Source organism: Streptomyces sp. P13-3-3, assembly GCF_050571355.1.
Lineage (GTDB): Bacteria > Actinomycetota > Actinomycetes > Streptomycetales > Streptomycetaceae > Streptomyces > Streptomyces althioticus.
Genome location: NZ_CP192228.1, coordinates 126112 through 152849, shown reverse-complemented (window position 1 = coordinate 152849; position 26738 = coordinate 126112). Strand labels below are relative to the sequence as shown.

Here is a 26738-nt window from a genome sequence, read left to right as displayed (position 1 = left end):
TCGCACCCTCGCCAGGCACGCATGCACGGACACGTCAGGGACTGTCATTGAACCGTTCAACACCCGTGGTTTCCAAGGCGATTGATGTGAAATGATCATGCAGAAACGTGCCTGTCAACGCGTGCATATGCGTCCGCCCTACCCCACCGCATGAGCCCTACTATCGGCTCGCCATGACAGCAGCAGGGAAGCACCAGGTGAGCCGCGCGGAAACCTCACGCCGAGGCAGCCGGCCGGGTCGAGCGGGCATCAGGGACGTGGCCGCCGCCGCCGGAGTCTCCATCACGACCGTCTCCGACGCCCTCAACGGCAAGGGCCGGCTCCCGGACGCCACCCGGCGCCACGTCCGCGAGGTGGCCGACAGACTGGGGTACCGCCCCTCGGCCGCCGCCCGAACGCTCCGCACCGGGAAGTCCGGACTCATCGGCCTGACCGTGACGACGTACGGGGATGAACCTTTCACCTTCACGGAGTTCGCGTACTTCGCCGAGATGGCGCGGGCCGCCACGTCCGCCGCGCTCGCCCGCGGCTACGCCCTCGTCATCCTGCCCGCGACCTCGCGTCACGACGTGTGGTCCAACGTGGCCCTGGACGGCACGGTGGTGATCGACCCCTCCGACCAGGACCCGGTGGTCAGCGAGCTGGTCCGGCAGGGCTTACCCGTGGTCTCCGACGGCCGCCCGGCCGGTTCCCTGCCGGTCACGGCCTGGGTCGACAACGACCACGAGGCCGCCGTGCTCGGCATCCTCGACCACCTCGCCGACGCCGGCGCCCGCCGCATCGGCCTGCTGACCGGCACCACCACCGACACGTACACCCACCTGTCGACCACCGCGTACCTGCGCTGGTGCGAGCGGGTGGGGCAGGACCCGGTGTACGAGGCGTACCCGGCGCACGACCCGTGTGCGGGCGCCGTCGCCGCCGACCGGCTGCTCGCCCGACCGGACCGCCCCGACGCGGTCTACGGCCTCTTCGACCCCAACGGCACGGATCTGCTCGCCGCGGCCCGCCGCTACGGACTGCGCGTGCCGGAGGACCTCCTTCTCGTCTGCTGCAGCGAGTCCACGGTGTACGCCAACACCGAGCCGCCCGTCACCACGCTCTCCCTGAAACCCCGCCGCATCGGTACGGCGGTGGTGCAGCTGCTGATCGACGCCATCGAGGGCGTCGATTCGGACCAGCCCGTCGAGCAGGTGATACCGACCGAGCTGATCGTGCGCACGTCCTCGCAGCGCCGGCCGCCCCGCACGACGGTCAGCCCGCCGAGGTCGCCGCAGGGCACATGAACACCCGGGGGGCGCGAAGGGCCGGGGAACCAGGGGGAACGCCCCGCTTCCGGAGGGGTGAGGCGAGGCGGCACCCGGCCCGCTCGGGGCTCCCGGGGAAGACGGACCGGCCGTCCTGCGGGACGGTCCGGCCGACGGGGGCGGGTGCGGGGACGTGCGCCCCAGGGACGACGCGCGGAGTGCGCGCCGAGGGATGACGAAGGGACGAACCGGAAGCAGGACGACCGGCACGGGCGGCGGAACGGGCGCGGAAACGGAATCCGGACCACCCGCCGGACCGACCGGACGGGCCCCGGTCAGGCGGTCGTGGAGCGTTCGAGGGACGGCCGCGCGCCGGTGTCGAACACCATTCGACGGGCCGGAGACCACCGCAAACGGGGCGAAAGCCCCGATGAACCGGAGTCCTGTTCTGATTCACCACCCCTGGGTCATCACACGGCGCGATCCGCATTCCTATGATGGGCCCACGACACCGCGGGCCGCTGCGACCAGGCAGTCCGACGCGGTGCAGATGCGGCGCGATGGTGGAGGGGTCGATGACTCAGGGGGCCGGTCAGGGACCCGAGGTGGAGCGGACGGCGACGTTGCGCGACTTCCGGGTACCCGCGTACGTCCACGAGACCGGTCCGTACGTCCACAGCAGCACGCACCCCGGTGACGTCGTCCCGCCGTCCGAGGAGGCGTACCCGGAGGGGTACACGCCGACCCAGCGGGACCTCCCCGTCATCAACCGGGGGGACACGGTCCAGGTGACCGTCGACCCCGTAGCCGCGCCCGCCCCCCAGCCCGCCACCGGCAAGGGGCCGCTGTACGTGGTCGGCGACGTCCACGGCTATCTGGACGAGCTGCTGGCCGCCCTCCAGGAGCAGGGCCTCGTCGACTCCGCGGGCAACTGGTGCGCCGGAACCGCGCGCCTGTGGTTCCTCGGCGACTTCACCGACCGCGGTCCGGACGGCATCGGCGTCATCGACCTGGTGATGCGGCTGTCCGCCGAGGCCGCCGCGGCAGGCGGGTACTGCAAGGCCCTCATGGGCAACCACGAGCTGCTGCTGCTCGGCGCGAAGCGGTTCGGCGACACGCCCGTCAACTCCGGCGCGGGCACCGCCACCTTCCAGGCGGCCTGGTTGCTGAACGGCGGCCAGAAGACCGACATGGACCGCCTCCAGGACCACCACCTGCAGTGGATGGCACGCCTCGACGCCGTCGAGGAGGTCGACGGCCACCTGCTGCTCCACTCCGACACCACCGCCTACCTCGACTACGGCCGTTCGATCGAAGAGGTCAACGACACGGTCCGCGAGACCCTCACCCGCAACGACGCCGACGAGGTCTGGGACCTGTTCCGCAAGTTCACCAAGCGGTTCTCCTTCCGGGACGAGGGCGGCGCCGACGCGGTGCGCTCCCTGCTCGATACGTACGGCGGTACCCGGGTCGTTCACGGCCACAGCCCGATCCCGTATCTGCTGGGCGAGGTCGGCTCCGAGGACGGCGAGGACGACCGCGGCCCCGCGGTGTTCGAACCGCACGTGTACGCCGACGGACTCGCCATCGCGATGGACGGTGGCGTGACGATGGCAGGAAAACTGCTGGTACGGCAGTTGCCACTGACCAACTGAGGGGTGTGCGGGCCGCGTTGAGGCGGCCCCGGACCGCATCCCGGGTACGGCAATTTCCGCAGACCCCCTGTCACGGCGCGCCGTCACCGCTCTACCATCGGCTTATCCGTAGCAGGCTCCCCTCCGTTTCTGCCCGACGGCTCGTCAGCATGCCGAGCCCCAAGCCCTACGGAGCATCGGGGGATGCACATGAACAGCGTTCCGCAGCACCTGCTGAACGAGGACCGCCAGGACTACGAGCGGATTCTCGATGAGGCGCTGCGCTCCGCACCACACAACCCGGAGCTGGCCGCTGTGGGACAGCGGCTCAACTCGGAGCAACTGCGCACGATGGCGCTGAACGCCACCGCGCTCATCAGCGTGGCCGCGGCGACCGAGTACCAGCACTACGTGAAGGTCCGCGAGGAGGCCCGCAGGCCGCCCGCGGTCACCCCGGCCGTGCGCGACGCCGGCGCCGGTGAGCCGGGCGCCGGCGGCGCGGCGGGGTTCGCCGCGTCGGTGGGCGAGATGGCCGAGGCGGCCGGAGCGGGGGTGGCGGCGGTCGTCGCCGTCCTGGCGCCGGTCCTCGCCGGAACCGCCGCCGCGATATTCCTGCTCGTCGGCTTCGTGCTGCGGGCGTTCGATTCCGACAACGAGTTCGCGGGGACGCTGCTGACCACCGGCTGGGTGTTCGGCGCGGTCACGGCGGTCGCCATCCTCGTCGCCGGGGCGGGTCTGCTGCTCACCGCGCTGCGCAACAAGCCGTCGGCGCTCGGCGGGACGTACCGCGAACTCGACGAGGAGGTGGCCCAGGCCAGGGAGGCCTGGCGCGAGGCGCTGCTGGAACGGGGCATCGTGCCGTTCCTGCGGGATGCGCTCGCCGACCCCGCGGGGGCCACGGCGCTGCAGCACACGGCGCCGCCCGCGCCGGGCAGCCGTATGCCGCACCTGGGGTACGACCGGCCGGGCTTCTCCAGCCCCGACGACGGGGCGCACCGGGGCACCCGCCCCAGCTACTCCAGCCCGGACTACTCGAGCCCGGACTTCGGAGGTCCGGAGCACCAGCCGGAGTAGCGCTCTCGGCAGCGCGACGGGGACGCACGCCGCACGGCCGGCGTACGTCCCGGGGGCCGGGGCGTCAGAGGATGCCCGCCCCGCGCGCCGCCTTGATCCACTGCGGGAACTCGGACAGCAGCCGGTCGTACAGCTCCGCGTCCGGGACCGTGCTGATGTCGTCGACGGAGAAGAAGCCGACGTTGTCGACGCGCCGGCCGGGCAGCGTGTCGAACCGCTCCAGCACGCCGTAGCCGGCCTGCCCGAGCCCCACGAACTGCCAGAACACGGGCTCCTCGACGGCCTCGCGCAGCTGCTTCTCGATCTCGGCGTTGCGGTAGACGCCGCCGTCGGAGAAGAACAGCACGAGCGTGGGGGCGGACGTCGGGTTCTCCCGTACGTAGGCGCGCACCTCCGCGATGACCTTCTGCTCCTCGTTCTGGATGCCCACGTCGCGCATGTCGACCTGGCTCGGGTCGAGGCCCCTCCTGCGCTTGCGCCGGAACAGGGAGATCTCCCCCACGCGGACGTGCAGCCGCAGCCACTCGGGAAGCTCACCGAGCCGCAGGTCCGGCAGCCGGGCGGGGTTCGTGGCGAACGTCCAGGCCTGCATCTCGCCGTCGTCGTCCAGCTGGGCGGCGACCGCCGCCATCCGCTCGACGACGTCGGCGACGACGCCCTTGGAGTACAGGAAGGACATCGACCCGGAGGCGTCCAGCACGAGGATCACCCGTGCGGTGACGTCGGCGGCGCCGTGCTTGCGCAGACTGACCGCGACCTGCTCCTTGCGCAGCGACAGCCGCTTGCGCATGTCGACGGGCAGCTGCTCCTCGCCCTTGCCGAGGCGGGTGGCGCCGGACGGGGGCGGTGCCGGGGTGTGCGGCGGAGGGGGCAGCGGCGCGGCGACGAGGGGTGCCTGGGCGGGGTCGTCGACGGTGATGCCGAAGTCCGTGGCGAGTCCGGCGAGGCCGGAGGCGTACCCCTGGCCGACCGCGCGGAACTTCCAGGCGCCCTGCCTGCGGTACAGCTCGCCGCCGATGAAGGCGGTCTCGGAGCCGGCCGCCATGGCGAAGCGGGCGATCTGGGCGCCCGAGGCGGCGTCCAGCAGCCGCAGCACCAGTCCGGGCGCCTGCCCGAACGTCCCGCCGTCGGCCGAGGCGCCGAGCACGATCCGCTCGACGGCCGGCTCCACCGAGCGCAGGTCCACCTCGACGGTGTCGGTGGCGGTCCCGTCGGCGTGCTGCTTGCCGAGGTGCCGCACGGCCCCCGAGGCGTGCCGCGGCTGGTTGTAGAACACGAAGTCCCCGTCGTCACGCACCCGCCCCACCGACGTCAGCAGCAGGGCCGACGCGTCGATGTCGGGCACACCGGGCCCCGCCGCCCAGGCGAGCTCGGCCCGCACGACGGGCGCCTCGACGGAACAGTTGGACCCCTTGCTCATCGCCCACACGACCATGGCCCCAGTCTGCCGACCTCGGCACGAATGCACGAGATGACCCACGGCGCGACCTCGGCCGACCGCGGGCTCACCCCTCGCGCGGCCGGGGTCCGGTGCGAGTCGCCGTCGCAGCCGTATCCGAGCACGGGGTCATGGGCGGCGGCTTCGGCCAGCCGTGCGGTCTCCGCCGGTGTCCTGGGCCGGCGGTAGACGTACTCCGTCACGTACTGGCCGCCGTAGAGGACGTGCCGGGGCGCGGAGACGCGGTCTGCGTAGGAGAGGGTCACCAGCCGAGCCCAGGGCCCGGTCCGGCCCGCCCCACGGAACCGGTGGCCGGAGCACTGTCCCGGTCAGCCGCACGGGCCTTGCCGGAACAGTGCGTCCAGGACACCCGACGATCAGTCCGCGATCGGCAGATACACCCGGTTGCCCGCCTCCGCGAACTCGCGGGACTTCTGGGCCATGCCCTCCTCGATCTCCGTGCGGCTGCCGCCGTGCTCACGGCGGATGTCCTGGGAGATCTTCATCGAGCAGAACTTCGGCCCGCACATGGAGCAGAAGTGCGCCGTCTTCGCCGGCTCCGCCGGGAGGGTCTCGTCGTGGAACTCACGGGCCGTGTCCGGGTCGAGGGCCAGGTTGAACTGGTCCTCCCACCGGAACTCGAAGCGCGCGTCGGACAGCGCGTCGTCCCACTCCTGCGCGCCCGGATGCCCCTTGGCGAGGTCGGCCGCATGGGCCGCGATCTTGTAGGTGATCACGCCGGTCTTCACGTCGTCCCGGTTGGGCAGCCCCAGGTGCTCCTTGGGCGTGACGTAGCACAGCATGGCCGTGCCCCACCAGGCGATCATCGCGGCGCCGATGCCCGAGGTGATGTGGTCGTACGCGGGCGCGACGTCCGTCGTGAGCGGGCCGAGCGTGTAGAACGGCGCCTCCTCGCAGATCTCCTGCTGAAGGTCGATGTTCTCCTTGATCTTGTGCATCGGGACGTGTCCCGGTCCCTCGATCATGGTTTGCACGTCGTGCCGTTTGGCGATCCGGTTCAGTTCGCCCAGCGTCCGCAGCTCCGCGAACTGCGCCTCGTCGTTGGCGTCCGCGATGGACCCTGGCCGCAGACCGTCGCCGAGCGAGTACGTCACGTCGTACGCGGCGAGGATCTCGCACAGCTCCTCGAAGTGCTCGTACAGGAACGACTCCTTGTGGTGCGCCAGGCACCACGCCGCCATGATCGACCCGCCGCGCGAGACGATGCCCGTCTTGCGGTTGGCGGTGAGCGGCACGTACGCGAGCCGGACGCCCGCGTGGACCGTCATGTAGTCCACGCCCTGCTCGGCCTGCTCGATGACCGTGTCCTTGTAGATCTCCCAGGTCAGCTCCTCGGCCTTGCCGTCGACCTTCTCCAGCGCCTGGTAGAGCGGCACGGTGCCGATGGGCACGGGGGAGTTGCGCAGCACCCACTCGCGGGTGGTGTGGATGTTGCGGCCGGTGGAGAGGTCCATGACCGTGTCGGCGCCCCAACGGGTCGCCCAGGTCATCTTCTCCACCTCCTCCTCGATGGAGGACGTGACCGCCGAGTTGCCGATGTTGGCATTGACCTTCACCAGGAACCGCTTGCCGATGATCATCGGCTCGATCTCCGGGTGGTTGACGTTGGCCGGCAGCACCGCGCGGCCCGCCGCGATCTCCTCGCGGACCACCTCGGGGGAGACGTTCTCCCGGAGCGCCACGAATTCCATCTCGGGCGTGATCTCGCCCCGGCGCGCGTACGCCAGCTGCGTGACGGCCTTCCCTCCGCGGCCCCGGCGTGGCAGCCGCGGCCGGCCGGGGAAGACCGCGTCGAGGTTGCGCAGTCCCCCGCGCGGCGAGGTGTGCTTGATCCCGTCGTCCTCGGGACGGACGGGACGGCCCGCGTACTCCTCGGTGTCGCCGCGGGCGACGATCCAGTTCTCGCGCAGCGGGACCAGTCCCCGGCGGACGTCGGTGTCGACGAGTGGATCGGTGTACGGACCCGATGTGTCGTACAGGGTGACCGACTGCCCGTTGGTGAGATGCACCTGACGGACCGGCACCCGCAGGTCGGGGCGGCTGCCCTCGACGTACGCCTTGTGCCAGCCGATGGACTTCCCGGCCTCCGCGGCCTCCGACGTCTCCGTCGGGTTCTGCGTGGAGGCAGGCGTGCGTGCGTCCTTGTTGGTCATGAGACCTACTCCCTACGCCGGCATTACCCGGTAACAGGTTCGGCGGTCGACGCAGCGGTTTCCGTCTGCCGACGTCCCGTGTGAAACATCACCCGCTGTCGGTGATGTTTCACGTGGAACATCGCTGGGACGGAGGTCAGCGCCCTCTCAGCCCGGTGCTCCGAGCTCCCGCGTGTACAAAAGGTGCCTCCACGCTAGCGTCATTTCTGGCGCGCTGAATAGAGGGCCTCCTTCCTTCTTGCGATGATCGGTCGGTGACCTCGAACTCTCCGCCTCCGTACCCGCCGTCCGAGCCACCGCACGGTGCCGACGCCCAGTCCGGGCACGGCCCCGGGCAGTGGCAGGGGCACGGTCCCGGGCAGGGACGCACGGGATCGCACGAACACACCGGTTCACACCGACGTTTGGCCACGCCAGGGACGCCGGGTGATTCCCCGCCCACGACGAGCGGACACGACCACAGGCACACCCACGGTCACGCCCCGGCCCACGGCCACGGGCACAGCCACAGTCACGGACCTGCCGCCCCGGTGTCCCGCCATCTCCGCAAGGTCATCGCCGCGGTCCTCGTCCCCTTCACGGCGGCGGTCCTCGTCGGCCTGGCCGTGCTGTGGCCGGGCGGCGCCCCCGCCCACGAACGCACCGGCGTCGGCTTCGACCGCCAGACACAGCAGGCCACGGTCACCGAGGTGGTCGCGGTGGACTGCGCCTCCGCGAACCCCTCGGCCGGCGTCCCGACCGGTGACACCTCCACCGCCGAGGGCTCCTCGGCCCAGCAGCGGGCGAACGGCACCTGCAAGAAGGCGACGATCCGGGTCGACACCGGCACGGACAAGGGCCGGACGTTCACCGAGATCGTGCAGCCGGACCAGTCGCGGCAGTTGAGCGAGGGCCAGGGGGTCGTCGTCGCCTACGAGCCCTCGGCGCCGGAGGACCTCCAGTACTCGGTCGCCGATGTGAACCGCCGCTTCCCGCTGGCGCTGCTGGCCGGTGTCTTCGCGCTCGCCGTGGTGGCCGTGGGCCGGCTGCGGGGCGTCATGGCGCTGGTCGCGCTGGCGGTCAGCTTCCTGGTGCTCAACTTCTTCATCCTGCCGGCGATCCTCGAGGGCTCGAACCCGCTGGTCGTGGCGGTGGTGGGAGCGAGCCTGATCATGCTGCTCGCGCTGTACCTCTGTCACGGGCTGTCGGCCCGCACGTCGGTGGCGGTGCTCGGCACCCTGGTCTCACTGCTGCTGATCGGCGTCCTGGGATCGGTGTTCATCGGCTGGTCGGCCCTCACCGGCAACACCGACGACAACACCGGCCTGATCCACGGCCTCTATCCGGACATCGACATGAGCGGCCTGCTGCTCGCGGGCGTCATCATCGGCTCGCTCGGCGTCCTGGACGACGTGACGGTCACCCAGACGTCCGCCGTGTGGGAACTGCACGAAGCCAATCCGGCGATGGGCCGCCGCGCGCTGTACCGCGCGGGCATCCGCATCGGCCGCGACCACATCGCGTCCGTGGTCAACACCCTCGTCCTCGCCTACGCGGGCGCCGCACTGCCGCTGCTGCTGCTGTTCTCCGTGGCGCAGAGCGGCGTGGGGACGGTCGCCAACAGCGAACTGGTCGCGGAGGAGATCGTGCGCACGCTGATCGGTTCGATCGGCCTGGTCGCCTCGGTGCCGGTGACCACGGCCCTGGCCGCGCTGGTCGTGTCGGCGGACCGCCCGGCGGAGCGTGCCCCGGTGCCCGGTCAGACGGCGGCGCACGACAAGGCCGTCGGCCAGGCGCCGGAACCACGGCCGGCCATGGCGCGCGGCGGGCGCGGCCGCCGCCGCAAACGCTGACCCACCCAAGGGCGGGGGCCGGGGGCGCGCTGAAGCGTTACGCCACCGGCCCACCCGGTCGGCTCAACGCGTCAGCCGGCGCTCTGCTCCGCGAGGATGCGGTCGAGCGCGTCGTCGAGGTGGGCGTCGAAGTCGGCGAGCGCCCCTTCCTGCCCCAGCGGCACCAGCTTGTCGGTGCGGTCGAGGAAGGCCACGAGCGGGGCGGTCGACGAGCGGAACAGCGCCTGGTCGCTGCCGACCTGGAGCCGGATCAGCACCTCGCCCAGGGTGTCGGGGTCGACCGGCGCGACCCGCACATCGCCCTCGCCGCAGGGCCTGCCCACGCCGTCGACCAGCAACTCCCTGCCGAACGCCCACGTCACCGGGGCGTCTCCGGGCAGATGGAAGGTCAGCCGCACCGCGTAGGGATCGCAGGTGTCATAACGGAGCTCCACCGGAATGCGGAAGGAAAGCTCCTCCGACACGAGAAAGCTCATCATGACCTCTGCCTGTACGGATTCGCGCATCGCCTACCCCGTCATTCGCCGCGGACTGGCCGGGCATGGACCCTGACACTCAAGGGAATCTTGCTCAACGTACACAGCAGATCACAAGGAGTGAGTTTTCAGATACTGATAGACAGCGCCAGCGAGCCCAGCAAGCAGCGCATTTCGGCCTGCAACCGCTGGATCGTCGGGAGGAGACGGTCGGCCTGGTGCACGGGCAGCGAGACGGCCACGGAGGCCGCTGTGGCGCCGACCCTGAGGGGGATCGCGGCGCACACCGTTCCCAGCGCGTATTCCTGACGCTCCATCGCCAGGGCGGTCTCGCGGGCCCGTTCCAGGCTTCGCAGAAGGCTCGCGGCGTCGCGCACCGTGTACGGGGTGACCGGGCGCACCGGGTAGCGGTCGAAGTGGTCGCGCCGGGCCGCGTCGTCCAGCTGCGCGAGCAGACATTGGCCGAGGGCGTGGGCGTGGCCGGTCTCCCGGAAGTCGGCCCACTCCTCGACGGCCGGATTGGCCGGGGTGTCGGCCACGCCGATCAGACCGATCTCGCCGTCGCGGTAGACCGCGTAGTAGACGGGGACGCCCACCGCGTCCCGCCAGCGGGCGAGGGTGTCGGTCACCGTGCTGCGACGTTTCTGCTGTGCTCCGCTGCTGCTCAGCCGCTCGGCGGCCTCCCCGAGGAAGAACAGGCCGCGGTCGCGGCGCAGATAGCCCTCGTGCACCAGGGTGCGGAGCAGGTGGTAGGCGGTGGGCAGCGCCAGCCCGGTCTCCCGGGCGAGCTGCTTGGCGGGGGCGCCCTGCTCGTGCGCGGCGACGGTCTCCAGCAGGCGCATGGCGCGCTGGACGGAGCCGATGAGGGTCGCGCCGGCGGCCGAGGTGTGCGGCGCCGGAGAACGGGGCTGCGGGGGGACCGCGGTCCGTGGGGCGGGGGCGGTGCCAGTCGTGGCCAAGGGTCACTCCCGTAACGCGAGGGGGCAGCCCGTGCGGGGAACACGGGTGGTGGGGTCGCCGCTCGCGGGGACCGGCCCCGCGTCGAGTTCCGGACTCTAACCGTCCGTCACCGTACGCAGGAGGCCCTGGGCGGAAACTTCCCCCACCCGAGGGAACCGGCGTATCCCGTTACCGCCCCGCCGGTTCCCGCCGGCTCACCAGTCGCGTGAGGAGGAGCTCGCCGTGAACTTGCGCACCACGTAGATCAGTCCGCCGACCAGGGCGACGAAGACGAGCGCCTTGAAGAGCAGGCTGATGACGAAGTAGGCCACGCTCGCTATCAGGCCGCCGAACACCACGAGGGCGATGACCGGCACCGCGATCCACTTCACCCACCACGGCAGTCCCGTGAAGATCTCTCGCATGGCCTCGTCCTTACCTCTCCGCCCGCTGCCTGCCGGGTCGTGTCGATGATGTCCGCTCTCGATGCTAGGGCGGCCGGGGGCCGGACGGGGGCCTCGGACCCCTTGTCCTCCCCTGACCCGTCCCCTAGGGAACCCCGAGGCCCTGCCTCAGCTCTCCGGCGGAGAGAACACCACCAGGACCCGCAGGTCCTCGCTGATGTGGTGGAACTTGTGCGGAACCCCGGCGGGCACGTACACGACGCTGCCGCGCGCGACCTCGGTGGTCTCCGTGCCGACGGTGATCGAGGCGCGGCCGCTGACCACGAAGTACACCTCGTCCTGACCGTGCGGCTGCTGCGGATCCTGGGCGCCGGAGTCCAGCGCGTACAGGCCGACCGACATGTTCCGCTCCCGCAGGAACTGCAGGTACGCCCCGTCGTTCGCGGCACGTTCCGCTTCGAGTTCGTCCAGCCGGTATGCCTTCACTGGTCCCGCCCCTGCCCTCACTGCCCGATCACGACGCTGTCTGCCACGATCAGACACATGAAGAATTTCCTAGTCAAGACGATCGCCAACGCGGGAGCACTCGCCGTCGCGGTCTGGCTCCTCGACAAGATCACCCTGACCGGGGACAGCACCGGCAAGGAGATCGGCACCCTGTTGCTGGTGGCACTGATCTTCGGCGTGGTGAACTTCCTGGTCAAGCCGGTGGTCAAGCTGCTGAGCCTGCCGCTGCTCATCCTGACCCTGGGCCTGTTCACCCTGGTGGTGAACGCCCTGATGCTGCTGCTCACCTCCTGGCTCGCCGACCAGCTCGACCTGAGCTTCCACGTGGAGGGCTTCTGGACGGCCGTCCTGGGCGGTCTGATCATCTCCGTGGTCTCCTGGGCCCTGAACATGATCCTGCCCGACGGGAACTGACCACCATGACCTACCGCGTCTGCTTCGTGTGCACCGGCAACATCTGCCGTTCCCCGATGGCCGAGTTCGTCTTCCGTACCCGCGTGGCGGAGGCCGGTCTCGAGGACCTGGTCGAGGTCGACAGCGCCGGTACCGGCGGCTGGCACGAGGGCGAGGGCGCGGACCCCCGCACCGTCGCCGTGCTGCGGGAGAACGGCTACGGCGCCGAGCACACGGCCCGGCAGTTCGACCCGTCCTGGTTCCGCGGGCTCGACCTGGTCGTCGCCCTGGACGCCGGCCACCTCAGGGCACTGCGTCGTCTCGCCCCCACGGAGCGGGACGCGGAGAAGGTCCGGCTGCTGCGGTCGTACGACCCGGCGGCCGGCGACGACCTCGACGTGCCCGACCCGTACTACGGGGGACCCGAGGGTTTCGACGCGTGTCTTGAGATGGTGGAGGCGGCGAGCCACGGACTGCTCGCCGCGGTACGTGAGCAGGTGGAAGGACGGGCGGCATGAACGACGCGACCAGGGGCACGGGCGGACCGGGCGACGGCACCCGTGCGGTGCGGGCCGGGCTGCCCGAGCCGGTGAAGCACGAGCCGACCCTGCCCGGGCCGGTGTTCGCGGCCCACTTCCATCTGCCGGGCGACCCCACCGGCCCGTACACCTACGGCCGGGACGAGAATCCGACGTGGACTCTGCTGGAGCGGGCGATCGGCGAGCTGGAGGCCCCGGGGCGTGACGACGTCGAGACGCTCGTGTTCGCCTCGGGCATGGCCGCCATCTCCGCGGTGCTGTTCTCGCAGCTCCGCGCGGGGGACGCGGTCGTCCTGCCGGACGACGGCTACCAGGCGCTGCCGCTGGCGCGCGCCCAGCTGGAGGCGTACGGCATCGAGGTGCGCACCGCGCCGACCGGCGGCGACGCCCAGCTGGAGGTGCTGGACGGCGCGAAGCTGCTGTGGATCGAGACGCCCTCGAACCCCGGACTCGACGTGTGCGACGTGCGGAGGCTCGCCGAAGCGGCCCACGCGCGGGGGGCTCTGGTCGCCGTCGACAACACCCTGGCGACGCCGCTCGGCCAGCGCCCGCTGGAGCTCGGCGCGGACTTCGCGGTGGCCAGCGGCACCAAGCAGCTGACCGGCCACGGTGACGTGCTCCTCGGGTACGTCACCGGCCGCGACGCCGAGGCGATGGCCGCGGTGCGGCGCTGGCGCAAGATCACCGGCGCCATTCCGGGGCCGATGGAGGCGTGGCTCGCGCACCGGTCGATCGCCACGCTGCAGCTGCGGGTGGAGCGGCAGAACGCGACGGCGATGCGGCTCGCGGAGGCGCTGCGGGAGCGGCCGGAGGTCACGGGTCTGCGGTACCCGGGGCTGCCGGACGACCCGTCGCACAAGATCGCGTCGCAGCAGATGCGCCGCTACGGGTGCGTGGTGTCCTTCACACTGCCGTCCCGCGAACGGGCGGACGGCTTCCTCGAGGCCCTGCGGCTCGTGGACGACGCGACGAGCTTCGGCGGCGTGCGGTCCACGGCGGAGCGGCGTGGCCGCTGGGGCGGGGACGCGGTTCCGGAGGGATTCGTCCGCTTCTCCGTCGGCGCCGAGGACCCGGAGGACCTGATCGCGGACGTGCTGCGGGCGCTGGACGTGACCGCGGGCTGACCGGCGGACGTCCGACCTGCGACACCCGCTGCGGACGGTCCGAGCCTCCCCCCTCGTGGCTCGGACCGTCCTCGGTTCTGCGCGCGAAGAACCGCGCGACTTAGGCTAGTTGACTGACTGTCAGTGTCCAATCACCGTAGCGACAGCGACCTATCGACAAATTTATAGTTGGTCCCGTCCGGTCCGCGGCGGGCCGACGAGGGAGGGTGCGTGCCGTGGATCTGGCCTTGCTGCGGACCTTCGTGACCGTGCACCGGGCCGGTTCCTTCACGCGCGCGGCGGCCCTGCTGGGGCTCTCGCAGCCGGCGGTCACCTCACAGATCAGGACCCTGGAGCGGCAGGTCGGACGGCCTCTGTTCCTGCGGCAGGCGCGCGGGGTGACGCCGACGACGATCGGCGACGAACTCGCCCACAAAGCGGCTCCGCACCTGGACGCGCTGGTGGAGATAGCCGAGTCCCGGCTGGAGGAGGACTCCTCCTTACGCACCTTGCATCTGGCCGGGCCGCCCGAGTTCACCGCCGAGCGGGCGCTGCCCGCGCTGACGGAGCTGACCGGCGAGGACGGCCACGGCTTCGCGCTCCGCGCCTCCTTCGGCACGGCGGACGAGGTCCTCGAAGGGCTCGCCGCCGGCCACCACGACCTGGCCATCAGCACCGTCCGTCCACGTGGCGCGCTGCTCTCGGCGACGGCGCTCTGCGACGAGGAGCACGTCCTGGTCGCCGCGCCCGGCTGGACCAGGCGGATCGGCGTGGCGGCGCTCCGCCGGGCCGGCCCGGCCGCCCTCGAGCGGGTCCCGGTCGTGGAGGTGCACGAGTCACTGCCTTTCGTCTCCCGCTACTGGGCCGCCGTGTTCGACTCCCGTCCGGTGTGTCCGGGCACGGTGATCGTCCCGGACCTGCGCGCGGTGCTGGCGTGTGCCACGGCGGGGGCGGGCCTCGCCGTGCTGCCGCGCTACCTCTGCGCGGGCGCGCTGGAGCGCGGCGACGTCCTGGCCCTGTACGAGCCCACGGTGCCTCCGCTGCGCACCTATTTCCTGGCCGTCCGCACCGGCACGCTGGCGATGCCGCACATCGCACGGGCCCATGAATGGCTGGAGCGGGCGGCCGCCGACTGGTGCTGACAGGGGTGCCGGCGGCACGGTGTCCACGCGGCCGGAGCAAGGGCGTCCGGCGATGTTTCACGTGGAACCAGCTGGGCCACATTTCCCCCATGACCGTCCGACCCGTGGTCAAGCGCACCGCCCGAGCCGTTCTGCTGGACGGCGATCACCTGATCCTGATCAAGCGCACCAAACCCGGTGTGGACCCGTACTGGGTCACCCCCGGCGGCGGGGTCGAGCCGGAGGACGCGACCGTCGTCCATGCCCTGCACCGCGAGGTGTACGAGGAGCTCGGCGCCAAGATCACCGATGTGGTGCCGTGCTTCGTGGACACCGTGGAGCACATCGGCGAGGACGAGGGCTCCACCGGCGTGAAGGTGCAGCACTTCTTCGTCTGTCGTCTGGAGTCCATGGACCCGTCCCTGCGGCACGGTCCGGAGGTCGAGGAACCCGCCGGCGAGTACGAGATCGTGCGGGTGCCGTTCACCCGGGTCGGCATCGCCTCCGTGCACCTCGTCCCGCTGTCCCTGCGGCACTACCTCGACGGCAACATCGAAGGGGTACGTGCCCTGCACGCCTCCGACCTGGGCTGATCCCGGCCGGACGGGATGGCCAAAAGCACGTACGCATCTGCGGAAACAGGTGGACGCCGAAGGCTCCGGCCGGACAGCCTGACGTGCGTGCCGACACCTTCTCTCGACGCCCTGCCCATCCGCCGTCTGACGCTCCGCGATCTCACCGCCTGCGCCGACCTGTCCGAGGACCGGGGGTGGCCCCGGGAGGAGCACAAGTGGGGACTCCTGCTCGCGGCCGGACGCGGTCACGGCATCGACGCCCCCGACGGCGGTCTGGCGGCTGCCTGCGTCGTCACCGAGTACGGACCCCGGGAGCAGCCCTCCCTGGCCGCCGTGGGCATGGTGCTCGTCGCGGAGCGCCACTCCCGGCAGGGCCTCGGGCGCCGGCTGATGCGCCATGTGCTGGAAGAGGCGGGCACGACTCCCCTCACCCTGCACGCCACGCCTCTCGGACGGCCGTTGTACGAGGAGCTCGGTTTCAAGGTCACCGGGCAGGCCGAGATGGTGCGCGGCCTCTTCGTCCCGTCCGGCCGGGCGGACGTCCTGACCCGCACGGCCACCGCCGACGACCTCCCCGCGATCCTGCGGCTGGACGAAGAGGTCTTCGGCCTGGACCGGACCCACATCGTGACCCGCCTGCCCGCCTTCGCGGACCAGCTGCGGGTGGCCGAGGAGGACGGACGGATCATCGGCTACGCCGCCGCATGGCCCAACATGCACACCCACGTCGTGGGCCCGCTGATCGCCCGGGACACCGCGACGGCCCAGGCTCTCATCGCCTCCCTGGCCGCCCACACCAACCGGCCGCTGCGCACCGACATCGACGTCCGTCACGGCGCATTGCTCGACTGGGTGAAGGAGCACGGCCTCGCGCCGGTCGCGTTCAACGCCGTCATGACGCACGGCATCACGGAACTCCCCGGGGACTGGGGCCGGCGGTTCGCCCCGGTGACGGTGGCGGCCGCCTGACGGCAGGCAGACGGCGACGCCGGTCCCGCATGCGGTGCGGGACCGGCGTCGCCTCGTAGTGCGCCGTATGGCACGTGATGTGCGTTGTACGGCTGTCCTGTGCGACGTCCGGGGCGTGGCGCCCGTCCGACGTCAGGCGAGGGACTCCACGGCGGCCGTGGCGAAGCCGTGGTCCTGCTCCGGGGCGCCGCCGCCGACACCGACGGCGCCGATCAGCCGGCCGTCACGCCGTACGGGCACGCCGCCGGCGATGAAGAGCAGCGGCCGGTCGAGGGCGGTGGGGAGGGTGTGGAAGAGGCCGCCGGGCTGCACGGCGTCCACCAGGTCGGCGGTGGGGGCGTTCAGCTGCAGCGCGGTGTAGGCCTTGCGCGTGCTGGTCTCGCCGGAGATCAGCACGGCACGGTCGTCCCGGCGGAAGGCGAGCAGGTGTCCGCCCGCGTCGAGGACGGTGACGCTGACGGTGACGCCGGCCTTCTCGGCGGCCTCGACCGCGGCGGTGACGAGGGCTTCGGCGTCCGCGGTGGTCAGCGGGGCGACGGCGGTGGTGGTCATGAGGTGGTTCTCCTTGCGGTGGGTGCGGTGTCCGTCGTGACGGACGGGAGGGGGGCCGGCGGGCGCGGGGACGGCCCTGGCCCCGCGCCTGGAGGCGTCGCTGTTCAGTGCGTGGCGACGGTCGGCCGCTCCGCGGGGACCGTGCCGGAGGCCGGTGTGCCGGCCGCCCGCTCGCGGCGCTCGAGGCCGGCCGAGAGGACGGCGAGCGCCAAAGCTGCCGCGGCGAGGACGGCGCCGACCCAGTTGGGGGCGGTGTAGCCGAGCCCGGCGGCGATCACGAGGCCGCCCAGCCAGGCGGACAGCGCGTTGCCCAGGTTGAAGGCGCCGATGTTGAGCGCCGAGGCCAGGGTGGGCGCGCCGTGCGCGTGGTCCAGGACCCGCTTCTGCAGCGGAGGGACGGTGGCGAAGCCGAGTGCGCCGACGAGGGCGATGGTGACGGCCGCGGCGATCTTGTTGTGGGCGGTCAGGGTGAACAGCGCCAGGACGGCGGCGAGCGCGCCGAGGGACACGTACAGCATCGGCATCAGGGCGCGGTCGGCGTACTTGCCGCCGACCAGGTTGCCGCCGACCATGCCGAGGCCGAACAGCACCAGCAGCCAGGTGACGGAGCCGTCGGCGAAGCCCGCGACGTGCGTCATCATCGGCGCGATGTACGTGATCGCCGCGAAGACGCCGCCGAAGCCGAGCACGGTCATCGCCATGGCGAGGAGGACCTGCACGTTCTTCAGGGCGGCCAGCTCGTGGCGCAGCCGTACGCCCTCGGGCTTGGGCATGTCGGGCACGAGCTTGGCGACGCCCAGCAGGCCGACCACGCCGAGCGCGGCGACGATGCCGAAGGTGACGCGCCAGCCGAGGGACTGGCCGACCAGGGTGCCCAGCGGCACACCGACGACGTTGGCGACGGTGAGACCGGTGAACATCAGGGAGATGGCGCCGGCCCGCTTGTCGGGGGCGACCAGGTCGGCGGCGACGACGGAGCCGATGCCGAAGAAAGCGCCGTGAGCCAGGGACGCGACCACCCGTCCGGTCAGCATGAGGCCGAAGCTGGGGGCCAGCGCCGAGAGCAGGTTCCCGACGACGAAGAGGCCCATCAGCAGCATCAGCATGCGCTTCCGGGAGATCTTGGTGCCGAGCACGGTCATCAGGGGGGCGCCGAACATGACACCCAGGGCGTAACCGGTCACCAGGTAACCGGCGGTGGGGATGGAGACACCGAAGTCGCCCGCGACCTCGGGCAGCAAGCCCATGATCACGAATTCGGTGGTGCCGATCCCGAAGGCCCCGATCGCGAGGGCCAGAAGCGCGAGAGGCATGGGGGAACAGACCTTCCAGAGATTGCGGGAGCGCTTAACGAGACTAGACAATAATTGCAGACGCGGGATATTTGCAAGCGCTGGATATTGCGGCCGTGGTCTACCCTGGAGTCAGACGCTGCTGGACGGAGGAACCACCCCATGACAGCCACGGATCCCGCACTCACCGCCCTCTCCCAGGGTTGGTGCGCTCTCTCGCTGCTGCACGGGAGGATCGAGGCCCACATCGAGCGCGCACTGCAGGCCCGGCACGATCTGAGCGTGCGGGAGTACTCCCTGCTCGACGTGTTGAGCCGGCAGCACACCGGTGAGGGCGGCCATCTGCAGATGAAGCAGGTCGCCGACGCAGTCGTGCTCAGCCAGAGCGCCACCACCCGGCTGGTCACGCGACTCGAGGACCGCGGCCTGCTGGAGCGGTATCTCTGCCCCACCGACCGCCGCGGCATCTACACCGACGTCACCGAGGCCGGCCTCGAGCTGCTGGAGGAGGCGCGGCCCACCAACGACACCGCGCTGCGCGAGGCGCTCGACGAGGCGGCGAAGAACCCCGAACTCGCCCCCCTGGTCCGCGCCGTGGAGACGCTGAAGGCGCCGGTGCCCGCTTAGGCTGCGGGCATGGAAGATCTTGAGATACGGCCCGCGACCACCGATGACGTACCGGCGATCGTCGCCATGCTGGCGGACGACCCCCTGGGCGCGCAGCGGGAGTCTCCGGACGACCTCGCGCCCTACCTGACCGCGATGGAACGGCTGCGTACCGACCCGAACCAGCACCTTGTCGTCGCCGTCCGGGAGGAGCGGGTCGTCGGGACGCTTCAGCTCACGATCATTCCAGGACTGTCCCGGCGCGGCGCCACGCGCTCGGTCATCGAGGGCGTACGCATCCACGCGGACGAACGCGGTGGCGGTCTGGGCACCCGGCTGATCGAGTGGGCGATCGACGCCTCCCGCCGCGAGGCCTGCCAACTGGTCCAGCTGACAACGGACAACAGCCGCACCGACGCCCACCGCTTCTACGAGCGGCTCGGCTTCACGGCATCGCACGTGGGCTTCAAGCTGGCGCTGTGAGGAAGCGGCCGTGTTTCACGTGAAACACGGCCGCACGTGTACGTCCGGGCGCCCGCGGGGTCTACGAAAGACCCCGCCACCCGTCGGCGTCCACGCCGCCGGGTACCGCAGCGCCCTCCTCGTACGGCTGCCGGGTGAACACGAAGGAGCCGAGGTCGAGGTGGCTGACCGTGCCGTCCGGGCGCCGTACGGGCTTCAGTACCTCCCCGGCGTAGTAGCCCTCGAGCCCCACCCAGCCGTCGTCACCGTCCGGACGGAAGCGTGAACGCCGCCCCTTTCCGGAGAGCGGCTCCAACGCGAGCAGCCCGTCGGCGGACAGCCGCAACCCGAAGGCGTACGTCCCCCAGTACCACTGGCCCACCAGGTCGAGCGCGGCGGAATCGGCCTTCCGGAGCGGCCGCCAGGGCGCGGGGATGCGAGGTTCCGCCTCCGCGACGATCCGCACCAGGTCCGCGGCGACGGTGAAGGGCGCCGGCCCGGAGGTGCAGTTGGCGAGAACCACCGCGCCGACGTCGTCGGCGAGGCTCATCGTCAGGCAGGCCAGGAACCCCGGGAGCGAGCCGGTGTGCCCGACGAGCGCCCTGCCGTGCTGATGACGCAGCTCCATCCCCAGACCGTAGGCGTAACCGTCGGCCACGTCCGCCGCCTCGGCCGGCGCCGCCGGCGTCCTCATCTCCCGCACCGACTCGGCGCTCAGCACCCGCTCGTCCCCCGCGGCCAGGAAGGCCGCGAAGCGTGCCAGGTCGCCGGTGGTGGACCACAACTGCCCGGCGGGAGCCATCACGCCCAGGTTCTCCAGCGGCTCGGGCTGCATCACGTCGGCCCACGGATGCACGGCCCAGCCGCCCGCGTGCGGCGCCACAGGCTCGACGGTGGTGCGGTGCAGCCCCAGAGGTTCCAGCACCTCACGCCGTAGGACGTCCGCCCACGGCGCCCCGCGCAGCTCCTCGACCAGCGCGCCGAGGAGCGCGTAGCCGGGGTTCGAGTAGTGGAAGCGCCGCCCCACGGGGTGGATGAGGGGACGCTCCCCCAGGACGTCGGCGAGGTCGGGACGCAGGGAACCGGGGGTTCGCTCCCACCAGGGGCCGGGCGTCTCGGCGGCCAGGCCGGCACGGTGGGCGAGCAGGTCGACGACGGTCACCTCACCCACACCGGTGCCGGGCAGGTGCCTCTCCAGCGGGTCGGCGAGGTCGAGCAGCCCTTCGTCCCTCAGCCGCAGCACCAGGACGGCGGTGAAGGTCTTGGTGATCGAACCGATCCGGTACTGGACATCGCCGTCCGGGGCCTCGCCCTCCATCGAGGTCCGGGTCCCGCTCCACACGGTCCTCCCGTCCCGCACGACGGCCGCGACGAGCGACGGCGCCCGCCCTTCCCGCTGCGCGACGGCGACCCGGTGCAGCAGCGCCCGCCGGGTACCGGGCAGCAGTTCTTCCTGAGGTGACGTCATGCCACCAGTTCAGCAGGTGAGCCGTGCCGACACGCCCGGGTGTGTCGCGGCGCCTCAGGTCTGCGCCATGTCCACGAACCGCGAGTAGTGGCCCTGGAAGGCGACCGTGATCGTGGCCGTCGGGCCGTTACGGTGCTTGGCGACGATCAGGTCGGCCTCGCCCGCGCGGGGAGACTCCTTCTCGTACGCGTCCTCGCGGTGCAGCAGGATCACCATGTCGGCATCCTGCTCGATGGAGCCCGATTCACGCAGGTCGGAGACCATCGGCTTCTTGTCCGTGCGCTGCTCGGGACCACGGTTCAGCTGGGACAGCGCGATGACCGGGATCTCCAGCTCCTTGGCGAGCAGCTTGAGGTTACGGGACATGTCCGAGACCTCCTGCTGACGGCTCTCGGCCCGCTTGGAGCCGCCGGACTGCATCAGCTGGAGGTAGTCGATGACCACCAGCTTCAGGTCGTTGCGCTGCTTCAGCCGCCGGCACTTGGCGCGGATCTCCATCATCGACAGGTTCGGGGAGTCGTCGATGTAGAGCGGGGCGGCCGAGACGTCCGGCATCCGCCGGGCCAGCCGGGTCCAGTCCTCGTCGGTCATCGTGCCGGACCGCATGTGGTGCAGGGCGACGCGGGCCTCCGCGGACAGCAGACGCATCGCGATCTCGTTGCGGCCCATCTCGAGCGAGAAGATGACGCTGGGCAGGTTGTTCTTGATGGAGGCGGCCCGCGCGAAGTCCAGCGCGAGCGTCGACTTGCCCATCGCGGGACGCGCGGCGATGACGATCATCTGACCGGGGTGCAGGCCGTTGGTGAGCGAGTCGAAGTCGGTGAACCCGGTGGGCACACCCGTCATCTCGCCGCTGCGCGACCCGATCGCCTCGATCTCGTCGAGGGCGCCCTCCATGATGTCGCCGAGCGGCAGGTAGTCCTCGCTGGTGCGCTGCTCGGTGACGGCGTAGATCTCCGCCTGGGCGCGGTTGACGATCTCGTCCACGTCGTCGTCGGCCGCGTATCCCATCTGGGTGATGCGGGTGCCCGCCTCGACCAGGCGGCGCAGCACCGCCCGCTCGTGCACGATCTCCGCGTAGTACGCGGCGTTGGCCGCCGTGGGCACCGTCTGCACGAGGGTGTGCAGGTACGACGCCCCGCCCACCTTGTTGATCTCGCCGCGCTTGGTCAGTTCGGCGGCGATGGTGATCGGGTCGGCCGGCTCACCCTTGGCGTAGACGTCGAGGATGGCGGTGTAGACCGTCTCGTGGGCCGGCTTGTAGAAGTCGTGGCCCTTGAGGATCTCGACCACGTCGGCGATGGCGTCCTTGGACAGCAGCATGCCGCCCAGCACGGACTGCTCCGCCTCCAGGTCCTGGGGCGGGACCCGCTCGAAGGCGGAGCCTCCCTCGTCCCACACGCCCCGGTCCGGGCCGCGGTCGTGCTGCTCGTCACGGCCTCTGCCGTGGTCGCCCGTACGGCGGGAGGCGGGCAGACGATCACTGGGACCGCTGTCGGCCCACGGGTCGTCCAAGGGCTCGGAAATGCTCACCGAGCCACCTCCTCCCGTCCGCCGGAGCGGATCTCGCCGTGCCCCTCAGTTCTACGGCACGACACTGACAAATAAGGGGCCCAACTCCGCTTGTCGCACGCCGGTTTTATGACGTTTCCAGAACCGGTGGACGGAGCAGGTGCCGGACCACCGTAGGCCTGTCGGCACCGTCAGCCAATCTGGTTATCCACAGGCCGTGTGGATGACGGGCCCAGAGCTGTGGAGAACTCCGCGAAACCTGTGCACGAGGCGGTGGACAGCGCTGTGAACAAGCCCGTGAACACCCTGTGAAGGGGCGTCTGATCTGGCACTTTGCCGTCCACCGGCTGTGTAGAAGAAAAACTTTCCCACGGGGATCACAATCGGTTCGACAGGTGTACGCAACCCCACACCCTGAGCCACAAAGTAAGGGTCGTAAACTGCTGGCATCTCTTACCTGTGGATGATTAGATTGGTGCACATGACACAGGCCCCCGCGCGCCCCAACGCCGCCCGCCGCCGGCATGACCGAGAGATCGTCATGCTGGCCGTCCCGGCCTTCGGCGCCCTCGTCGCCGAGCCCCTGTTCGTGATGGCGGACAGCGCCATCGTCGGCCATCTCGGCACGGCACAGCTCGCCGGCCTCGGCGTCGCGTCGGCCCTCCTGGTGACCTCGGTGAGCGTCTTCGTCTTCCTCGCCTACGCCACCACGGCGGCCGTCGCCCGGCGGGTGGGCGCCGGCGACCTCCCCGCCGCCATCCGTCAGGGCATGGACGGCATCTGGCTGGCCCTGCTGCTCGGCGCCGCCGTCATGGCGGTCGTCCTCCCGACGGCGCCCGCGCTCGTGGACCTTTTCGGCGCCTCCGAGACCGCCGCCCCGTACGCCGTCACCTACCTGCGGATCTCGTCGTTCGGTATCCCGGCCATGCTGATCGTGCTCGCGGCGACCGGAGTGCTCCGCGGACTCCAGAACACCCGGACCCCGCTCTACGTGGCGGTCGCCGGCTTCGTCGCCAACGGCATCCTCAACGTCGTCCTGGTCTACGGCGCCGGCCTCGGTATCGCCGGGTCGGCCTGGGGCACCGTGATCGCGCAGTGCGGCATGGCCGCGGTCTATCTGGCCGTGGTGCTGCGCGGCGCCCGTCAGCACGGGGCCTCCCTGCGACCCGACGCCGCCGGCATCCGGGCGTCGGCCCAGGCAGGCGCACCGCTCCTGGTGAGGACGCTCTCGCTGCGGGCGATCCTGTTGATCGCGACGGCGGTCGCCGCCCGGCTGGGCGACTCCGACATCGCGGCCCACCAGATCATCCTCTCCCTGTGGAGTCTGCTCGCCTTCGCCCTCGACGCCATCGCCATCGCGGGACAGGCCATCATCGGGCGCTATCTCGGAGCCGGTGACGCGCAGGGAGCACGGGACGTGTGCCGACGCATGGTCGAGTGGGGCGTGGCCGTCGGTGTCGTCCTGGGCGTGCTGGTCGTCCTGGCACGGCCGGTGTTCCTGCCGCTCTTCACCAGCGACTCCGCGGTGAAGGACGCGGCGTTGCCTGCCCTGATCATCGTGGCGCTGTCCCAGCCGATCTGCGGCATCGTCTTCGTGCTGGACGGTGTCCTGATGGGCGCGGGCGACGGGCCGTATCTGGCCTGGGCCATGCTCGTGACCCTCGCCGTCTTCACCCCGGCCGCCCTGCTGGTGCCCGTGCTCGGGGGTGGGCTCACCGCACTGTGGGCCACGATGACGCTGATGATGGCCGTGCGGATGCTGACCTTGTGGCTGCGTTCCCGCTCCGGCCGCTGGGTCGTGACCGGCGCGGCGCGCTGACCGTTTCACGTGAAACAGCCCGCCCTCACGTGAAACAGCGCGCCTCATGCGGAACAGCGCGCTTCACGTGGAACCTCGCGCTCAGGTCGGCTACCCGTGAGGCCCCTGGCACGAACAGCGATGGGGGCCGCACCCTGACGGATGCGGCCCCCATGCTCACTGCTTCAGCGAGCGCTGCCTTCAGGCGGCGACGACCTCGATGTTGACCGTGGCGGCAACCTCGGGGTGCAGACGCACCGACGTCTCGTGGGCGCCCAGCGTCTTGATCGGCGAACCGAGCTCGATGCGGCGCTTGTCGACCTCGGGGCCACCGGAAGCCTTGATCGCCGAAGCGATGTCGGCCGGGGTGACGGAACCGAAGAGACGGCCGGCGTCGCCGGAGCGGACGGCCAGGCGGACCTTGACGCCCTCGAGCTGGGCCTTCACCTGGTTGGCCTGCTCGATGGTGTGGATCTCGTGGATCTTGCGAGCACGACGGATCTGCTCGACGTCCTTCTCGCCACCCTTGGTCCAGCGGATAGCAAGCTTCCGCGGAACCAGGTAGTTGCGAGCGTAGCCGTCCTTGACGTCGACGACGTCGCCCGCGGCACCGAGGCCGGAGACCTCGTGGGTAAGGATGATCTTCATGAGTGGGTCACCCTTCCCTTATCGCGCGGTGGACGTGTAGGGCAGCAGCGCCATCTCACGGCTGTTCTTCACGGCCGTGGCGACGTCACGCTGGTGCTGGGTGCAGTTACCGGTCACGCGGCGGGCACGGATCTTGCCGCGGTCGGAAATGAACTTCCGCAGCATGTTCGTGTCCTTGTAGTCCACGTACGTGACCTTGTCCTTGCAGAATGCGCAGACCTTCTTCTTCGGCTTGCGCACAGGCGGCTTCGCCATGGTGATTCTCCTGTGTGATCAAGAAGTGTGGGTACGGCCCGCCCTAGAAGGGGGGCTCGTCCGAGTAGCCGCCGCTGCCGCCGGAGCCACCGCCCCAGCCGCCGCCACCGCCCTGCTGGCCACCGGCGGGAGCACCGGTCGCCCACGGGTCGTCGGCAGGAGCGCCGCCGCCCTGCTGGCCGCCGCCGGGGCCGCCGCCCCAGCCGCCGCCCTGCTGGCCGCCGCCGCCACCGCCGCCGTAGCCGCCCTGGCCGCCGCGGCCGGTGGTCTTGGTGACCTTGGCCGTGGCGTTGCGCAGGCTGGCGCCGACTTCCTCGACGTCCAGCTCGTAGACCGTGCGCTTGACGCCCTCACGGTCCTCGTAGGACCGCTGCTTCAGCCGGCCCTGCACGATGACGCGCATGCCTCGCTGGAGCGACTCGGCGACGTTCTCCGCCGCCTGACGCCAGACGGAGCAGGTCAGGAACAGGCTCTCGCCGTCCTTCCACTCGTTCGTCTGGCGGTCGAAGGTGCGGGGGGTCGACGCGACACGGAACTTCGCGACGGCCGCACCGGACGGGGTGAAGCGCAGCTCGGGGTCGTCGACAAGATTGCCGACGACCGTGATGACGGTCTCGCCTGCCATGGGGGAACCTCTCGGCGGGTTTGCTGCTGGCTGCTTGTGCTGCTACTCGGATCCCGGGATCAGCTGAGCGGAGCTCAGTGGGTCTCGGGACGGAGGACCTTGGTCCGGAGGACCGACTCGTTCAGGTTCATCTGGCGGTCGAGCTCCTTGACGACCGCAGGCTCGGCCTGCAGGTCGATGACCGAGTAGATGCCCTCGGGCTTCTTCTTGATCTCGTACGAGAGACGACGACGGCCCCAGGTGTCGACCTTCTCGACCTTTCCGCCGCCGTCACGGACGACAGAGAGGAAGTTCTCGATCAGCGGGGAGACAGAGCGCTCCTCGAGATCGGGGTCGAGGATGACCATCACCTCGTAGTGACGCATGTGGAACCCACCTCCTTTGGACTCAGCGGCCACGGTCGTTCCGTGGCAGGAGGGTCGTGATGCGTTGCGCAACGTTGCCTGTCAGTAGAACAGCCGCCACTGACAACGGGGTCGGGCGGCGGGCTTCCGGGCCGGACGGAGGGGTCGTGACCCTCTCCTGCTCCCGCCTGGATCTGTCCGGACAGACACCGGTGCAGACGCTACAGAGTACCCGCACAGCGGCTTCCGGTTGAAATCCGGCCGTGAGGACCGTCAATCTGGACACATCGGGTGTGTACGGCGCTACGATGCGCCGCCCTTCGCAGGAGGTGCCCATGGCACAGGCAATGCGACCCAACACCGCCGGCGGACTCTTCGCCACCGACGGCAAGCCCCATCCGCTCCAGGACACCCTGCTCGCGGTGACCCTGGTGCTGGGGCTCACCGCCTTCATCTCGGCGCAGTTCCATCACCTGCACCTGCTCAGCTCCTGGACCGGCCTGATCGGCGTCCTCACCGGGGCGTACGGCCAGTGGGTCTCCGTCACGACGCGCGAGCGTTTCGGGCTGATCCTGGGCCTCGGTCTGGCGGCGGTCGGCTTCTTCCTGGGCATGGCGCACGGCGGACTCTTCGGCGGAGTCGTCGACTGACGCCGCCACCACCCGCCCCTTCCACACATCGTCCACTGCCCCGGCCGCCCGCCGGCCGGGGCGAAGGTCCCGTGCGCCCAGACGGGCCGCACCCGGGGCGC

General features: G+C 70.9%; 28 protein-coding genes. 14 read left to right on the top strand and 14 right to left on the bottom strand.

Translation table 11 applies throughout. From position 1 onward, the window contains the following. Positions 1 to 173: 173 nt before the first annotated feature. The 3 genes from ACQZOG_RS00710 to ACQZOG_RS00700 all read left to right on the top strand — a co-directional run bounded on the left by ACQZOG_RS00710 (position 174) and on the right by ACQZOG_RS00700 (position 3955). Positions 174 to 1286, top strand: a complete 1113-nt coding sequence (locus tag ACQZOG_RS00710; protein ID WP_078492901.1) for a LacI family DNA-binding transcriptional regulator — start codon at positions 174 to 176, stop codon at positions 1284 to 1286. Between the two features lie 521 nt (positions 1287 to 1807). Beyond that, positions 1808 to 2902, top strand: a complete 1095-nt coding sequence (locus ACQZOG_RS00705) for a metallophosphoesterase (protein WP_359520741.1) — start codon at positions 1808 to 1810, stop codon at positions 2900 to 2902. Between the two features lie 183 nt (positions 2903 to 3085). Next, on the top strand, positions 3086 to 3955 hold the full coding sequence (locus ACQZOG_RS00700; RefSeq protein WP_033273289.1) for a membrane protein: 870 nt from the start codon (positions 3086 to 3088) through the stop codon (positions 3953 to 3955). Between the two features lie 64 nt (positions 3956 to 4019). Here the strand turns inward: ACQZOG_RS00700 and ACQZOG_RS00695 are convergent, their stop codons facing one another. After that, entirely contained in the window at positions 4020 to 5390 is a 1371-nt protein-coding gene (locus ACQZOG_RS00695; RefSeq protein WP_261675302.1) for a VWA domain-containing protein, read from the bottom strand. Positions 5391 to 5770: 380 nt separating this feature from the next. After that, positions 5771 to 7567: a phosphomethylpyrimidine synthase ThiC gene (gene thiC / locus ACQZOG_RS00690; protein WP_037640569.1), complete on the bottom strand. Its 1797-nt coding sequence runs from the start codon at positions 7565 to 7567 to the stop codon at positions 5771 to 5773. A gap of 254 nt (positions 7568 to 7821) precedes the next feature. Between thiC and ACQZOG_RS00685 the strand changes: the two genes are divergently transcribed. Continuing rightward, positions 7822 to 9399, top strand: coding sequence for a YibE/F family protein (locus ACQZOG_RS00685; protein WP_430741189.1), 1578 nt, complete (start codon positions 7822 to 7824; stop codon positions 9397 to 9399). Between the two features lie 71 nt (positions 9400 to 9470). On the opposite strand, the gene ACQZOG_RS00680 is transcribed toward ACQZOG_RS00685, so the two are convergent. The 4 genes from ACQZOG_RS00680 to ACQZOG_RS00665 all read right to left on the bottom strand — a co-directional run bounded on the left by ACQZOG_RS00680 (position 9471) and on the right by ACQZOG_RS00665 (position 11704). Further along, positions 9471 to 9905: an SsgA family sporulation/cell division regulator gene (locus tag ACQZOG_RS00680; protein ID WP_019525340.1), complete on the bottom strand. Its 435-nt coding sequence runs from the start codon at positions 9903 to 9905 to the stop codon at positions 9471 to 9473. Positions 9906 to 10003: 98 nt separating this feature from the next. After that, entirely contained in the window at positions 10004 to 10834 is an 831-nt protein-coding gene (locus ACQZOG_RS00675) for an IclR family transcriptional regulator (RefSeq protein WP_382003816.1), read from the bottom strand. Positions 10835 to 11029: 195 nt separating this feature from the next. Continuing rightward, positions 11030 to 11239 (bottom strand): DUF5326 family protein, encoded by a 210-nt coding sequence (locus tag ACQZOG_RS00670; RefSeq protein ID WP_033273285.1) that lies wholly within the window; start codon positions 11237 to 11239, stop codon positions 11030 to 11032. Positions 11240 to 11386: 147 nt separating this feature from the next. Next, a complete protein-coding gene (locus tag ACQZOG_RS00665; protein WP_033273284.1) occupies positions 11387 to 11704 on the bottom strand; it encodes a cupin domain-containing protein in 318 nt (105 codons plus the stop codon). Between the two features lie 57 nt (positions 11705 to 11761). Between ACQZOG_RS00665 and ACQZOG_RS00660 the strand changes: the two genes are divergently transcribed. The 6 genes from ACQZOG_RS00660 to ACQZOG_RS00635 all read left to right on the top strand — a co-directional run bounded on the left by ACQZOG_RS00660 (position 11762) and on the right by ACQZOG_RS00635 (position 16425). Further along, positions 11762 to 12139 (top strand): phage holin family protein, encoded by a 378-nt coding sequence (locus ACQZOG_RS00660; RefSeq protein WP_033273283.1) that lies wholly within the window; start codon positions 11762 to 11764, stop codon positions 12137 to 12139. Positions 12140 to 12144: 5 nt separating this feature from the next. Then, positions 12145 to 12636, top strand: a complete 492-nt coding sequence (locus ACQZOG_RS00655) for a low molecular weight protein-tyrosine-phosphatase (RefSeq protein WP_033273282.1) — start codon at positions 12145 to 12147, stop codon at positions 12634 to 12636. Then, positions 12633 to 13781 carry a cystathionine gamma-lyase gene (locus ACQZOG_RS00650; RefSeq protein ID WP_033273281.1) on the top strand — a complete coding sequence of 383 codons (1149 nt, stop codon included), beginning with the start codon at positions 12633 to 12635 and terminating at the stop codon, positions 13779 to 13781. Before ACQZOG_RS00655 ends, ACQZOG_RS00650 begins: the two co-directional genes overlap by 4 nt. A gap of 215 nt (positions 13782 to 13996) precedes the next feature. Continuing rightward, positions 13997 to 14902: a LysR family transcriptional regulator gene (locus ACQZOG_RS00645; RefSeq protein WP_033273280.1), complete on the top strand. Its 906-nt coding sequence runs from the start codon at positions 13997 to 13999 to the stop codon at positions 14900 to 14902. Between the two features lie 89 nt (positions 14903 to 14991). Next, positions 14992 to 15474 carry an NUDIX domain-containing protein gene (locus ACQZOG_RS00640; protein ID WP_033273279.1) on the top strand — a complete coding sequence of 161 codons (483 nt, stop codon included), beginning with the start codon at positions 14992 to 14994 and terminating at the stop codon, positions 15472 to 15474. A gap of 87 nt (positions 15475 to 15561) precedes the next feature. Continuing rightward, complete coding sequence (locus ACQZOG_RS00635) at positions 15562 to 16425, top strand: GNAT family N-acetyltransferase (RefSeq protein WP_033273278.1); 864 nt, start codon at positions 15562 to 15564, stop codon at positions 16423 to 16425. A gap of 132 nt (positions 16426 to 16557) precedes the next feature. On the opposite strand, the gene ACQZOG_RS00630 is transcribed toward ACQZOG_RS00635, so the two are convergent. Beyond that, positions 16558 to 16977, bottom strand: a complete 420-nt coding sequence (locus ACQZOG_RS00630) for a GlcG/HbpS family heme-binding protein (RefSeq protein ID WP_033273277.1) — start codon at positions 16975 to 16977, stop codon at positions 16558 to 16560. Between the two features lie 104 nt (positions 16978 to 17081). Further along, entirely contained in the window at positions 17082 to 18290 is a 1209-nt protein-coding gene (locus ACQZOG_RS00625) for an MFS transporter (RefSeq protein ID WP_033273276.1), read from the bottom strand. Between the two features lie 141 nt (positions 18291 to 18431). Between ACQZOG_RS00625 and ACQZOG_RS00620 the strand changes: the two genes are divergently transcribed. Continuing rightward, positions 18432 to 18896, top strand: a complete 465-nt coding sequence (locus ACQZOG_RS00620; RefSeq protein WP_033273275.1) for a MarR family winged helix-turn-helix transcriptional regulator — start codon at positions 18432 to 18434, stop codon at positions 18894 to 18896. A gap of 9 nt (positions 18897 to 18905) precedes the next feature. Then, positions 18906 to 19358 carry a GNAT family N-acetyltransferase gene (locus ACQZOG_RS00615; RefSeq protein WP_033273274.1) on the top strand — a complete coding sequence of 151 codons (453 nt, stop codon included), beginning with the start codon at positions 18906 to 18908 and terminating at the stop codon, positions 19356 to 19358. A gap of 61 nt (positions 19359 to 19419) precedes the next feature. Here ACQZOG_RS00615 and ACQZOG_RS00610 read toward each other — a convergent pair whose 3' ends face one another. Together ACQZOG_RS00610 and dnaB are read right to left on the bottom strand one after the other, a co-directional pair. Further along, positions 19420 to 20805, bottom strand: coding sequence for a serine hydrolase domain-containing protein (locus tag ACQZOG_RS00610; RefSeq protein WP_033273273.1), 1386 nt, complete (start codon positions 20803 to 20805; stop codon positions 19420 to 19422). Between the two features lie 54 nt (positions 20806 to 20859). Next, positions 20860 to 22338 carry a replicative DNA helicase gene (dnaB, locus tag ACQZOG_RS00605; RefSeq protein WP_033273272.1) on the bottom strand — a complete coding sequence of 493 codons (1479 nt, stop codon included), beginning with the start codon at positions 22336 to 22338 and terminating at the stop codon, positions 20860 to 20862. 460 nt (positions 22339 to 22798) lie between these two features. Between dnaB and ACQZOG_RS00600 the strand changes: the two genes are divergently transcribed. Further along, positions 22799 to 24136 (top strand): MATE family efflux transporter, encoded by a 1338-nt coding sequence (locus ACQZOG_RS00600; RefSeq protein WP_033273271.1) that lies wholly within the window; start codon positions 22799 to 22801, stop codon positions 24134 to 24136. A gap of 180 nt (positions 24137 to 24316) precedes the next feature. Here the strand turns inward: ACQZOG_RS00600 and rplI are convergent, their stop codons facing one another. From rplI to rpsF, 4 genes are all read right to left on the bottom strand, one after another. After that, positions 24317 to 24763: a 50S ribosomal protein L9 gene (gene rplI / locus ACQZOG_RS00595; protein ID WP_033273270.1), complete on the bottom strand. Its 447-nt coding sequence runs from the start codon at positions 24761 to 24763 to the stop codon at positions 24317 to 24319. An 18-nt stretch (positions 24764 to 24781) separates the two neighbouring features. Next, the gene (rpsR, locus tag ACQZOG_RS00590) at positions 24782 to 25018 is read right to left on the bottom strand and encodes a 30S ribosomal protein S18 (RefSeq protein ID WP_003949403.1); all 237 of its coding nucleotides are present in this window, start codon (positions 25016 to 25018) and stop codon (positions 24782 to 24784) included. Between the two features lie 43 nt (positions 25019 to 25061). Then, complete coding sequence (locus ACQZOG_RS00585) at positions 25062 to 25643, bottom strand: single-stranded DNA-binding protein (RefSeq protein WP_058916465.1); 582 nt, start codon at positions 25641 to 25643, stop codon at positions 25062 to 25064. Positions 25644 to 25717: 74 nt separating this feature from the next. Then, positions 25718 to 26008, bottom strand: a complete 291-nt coding sequence (rpsF, locus tag ACQZOG_RS00580; RefSeq protein WP_019324683.1) for a 30S ribosomal protein S6 — start codon at positions 26006 to 26008, stop codon at positions 25718 to 25720. A gap of 314 nt (positions 26009 to 26322) precedes the next feature. On the opposite strand from rpsF, the gene ACQZOG_RS00575 reads away from it, so the two are divergent. After that, positions 26323 to 26637 (top strand): hypothetical protein, encoded by a 315-nt coding sequence (locus tag ACQZOG_RS00575; RefSeq protein ID WP_033273268.1) that lies wholly within the window; start codon positions 26323 to 26325, stop codon positions 26635 to 26637. The last annotated feature ends 101 nt before the right edge of the window (positions 26638 to 26738 follow it).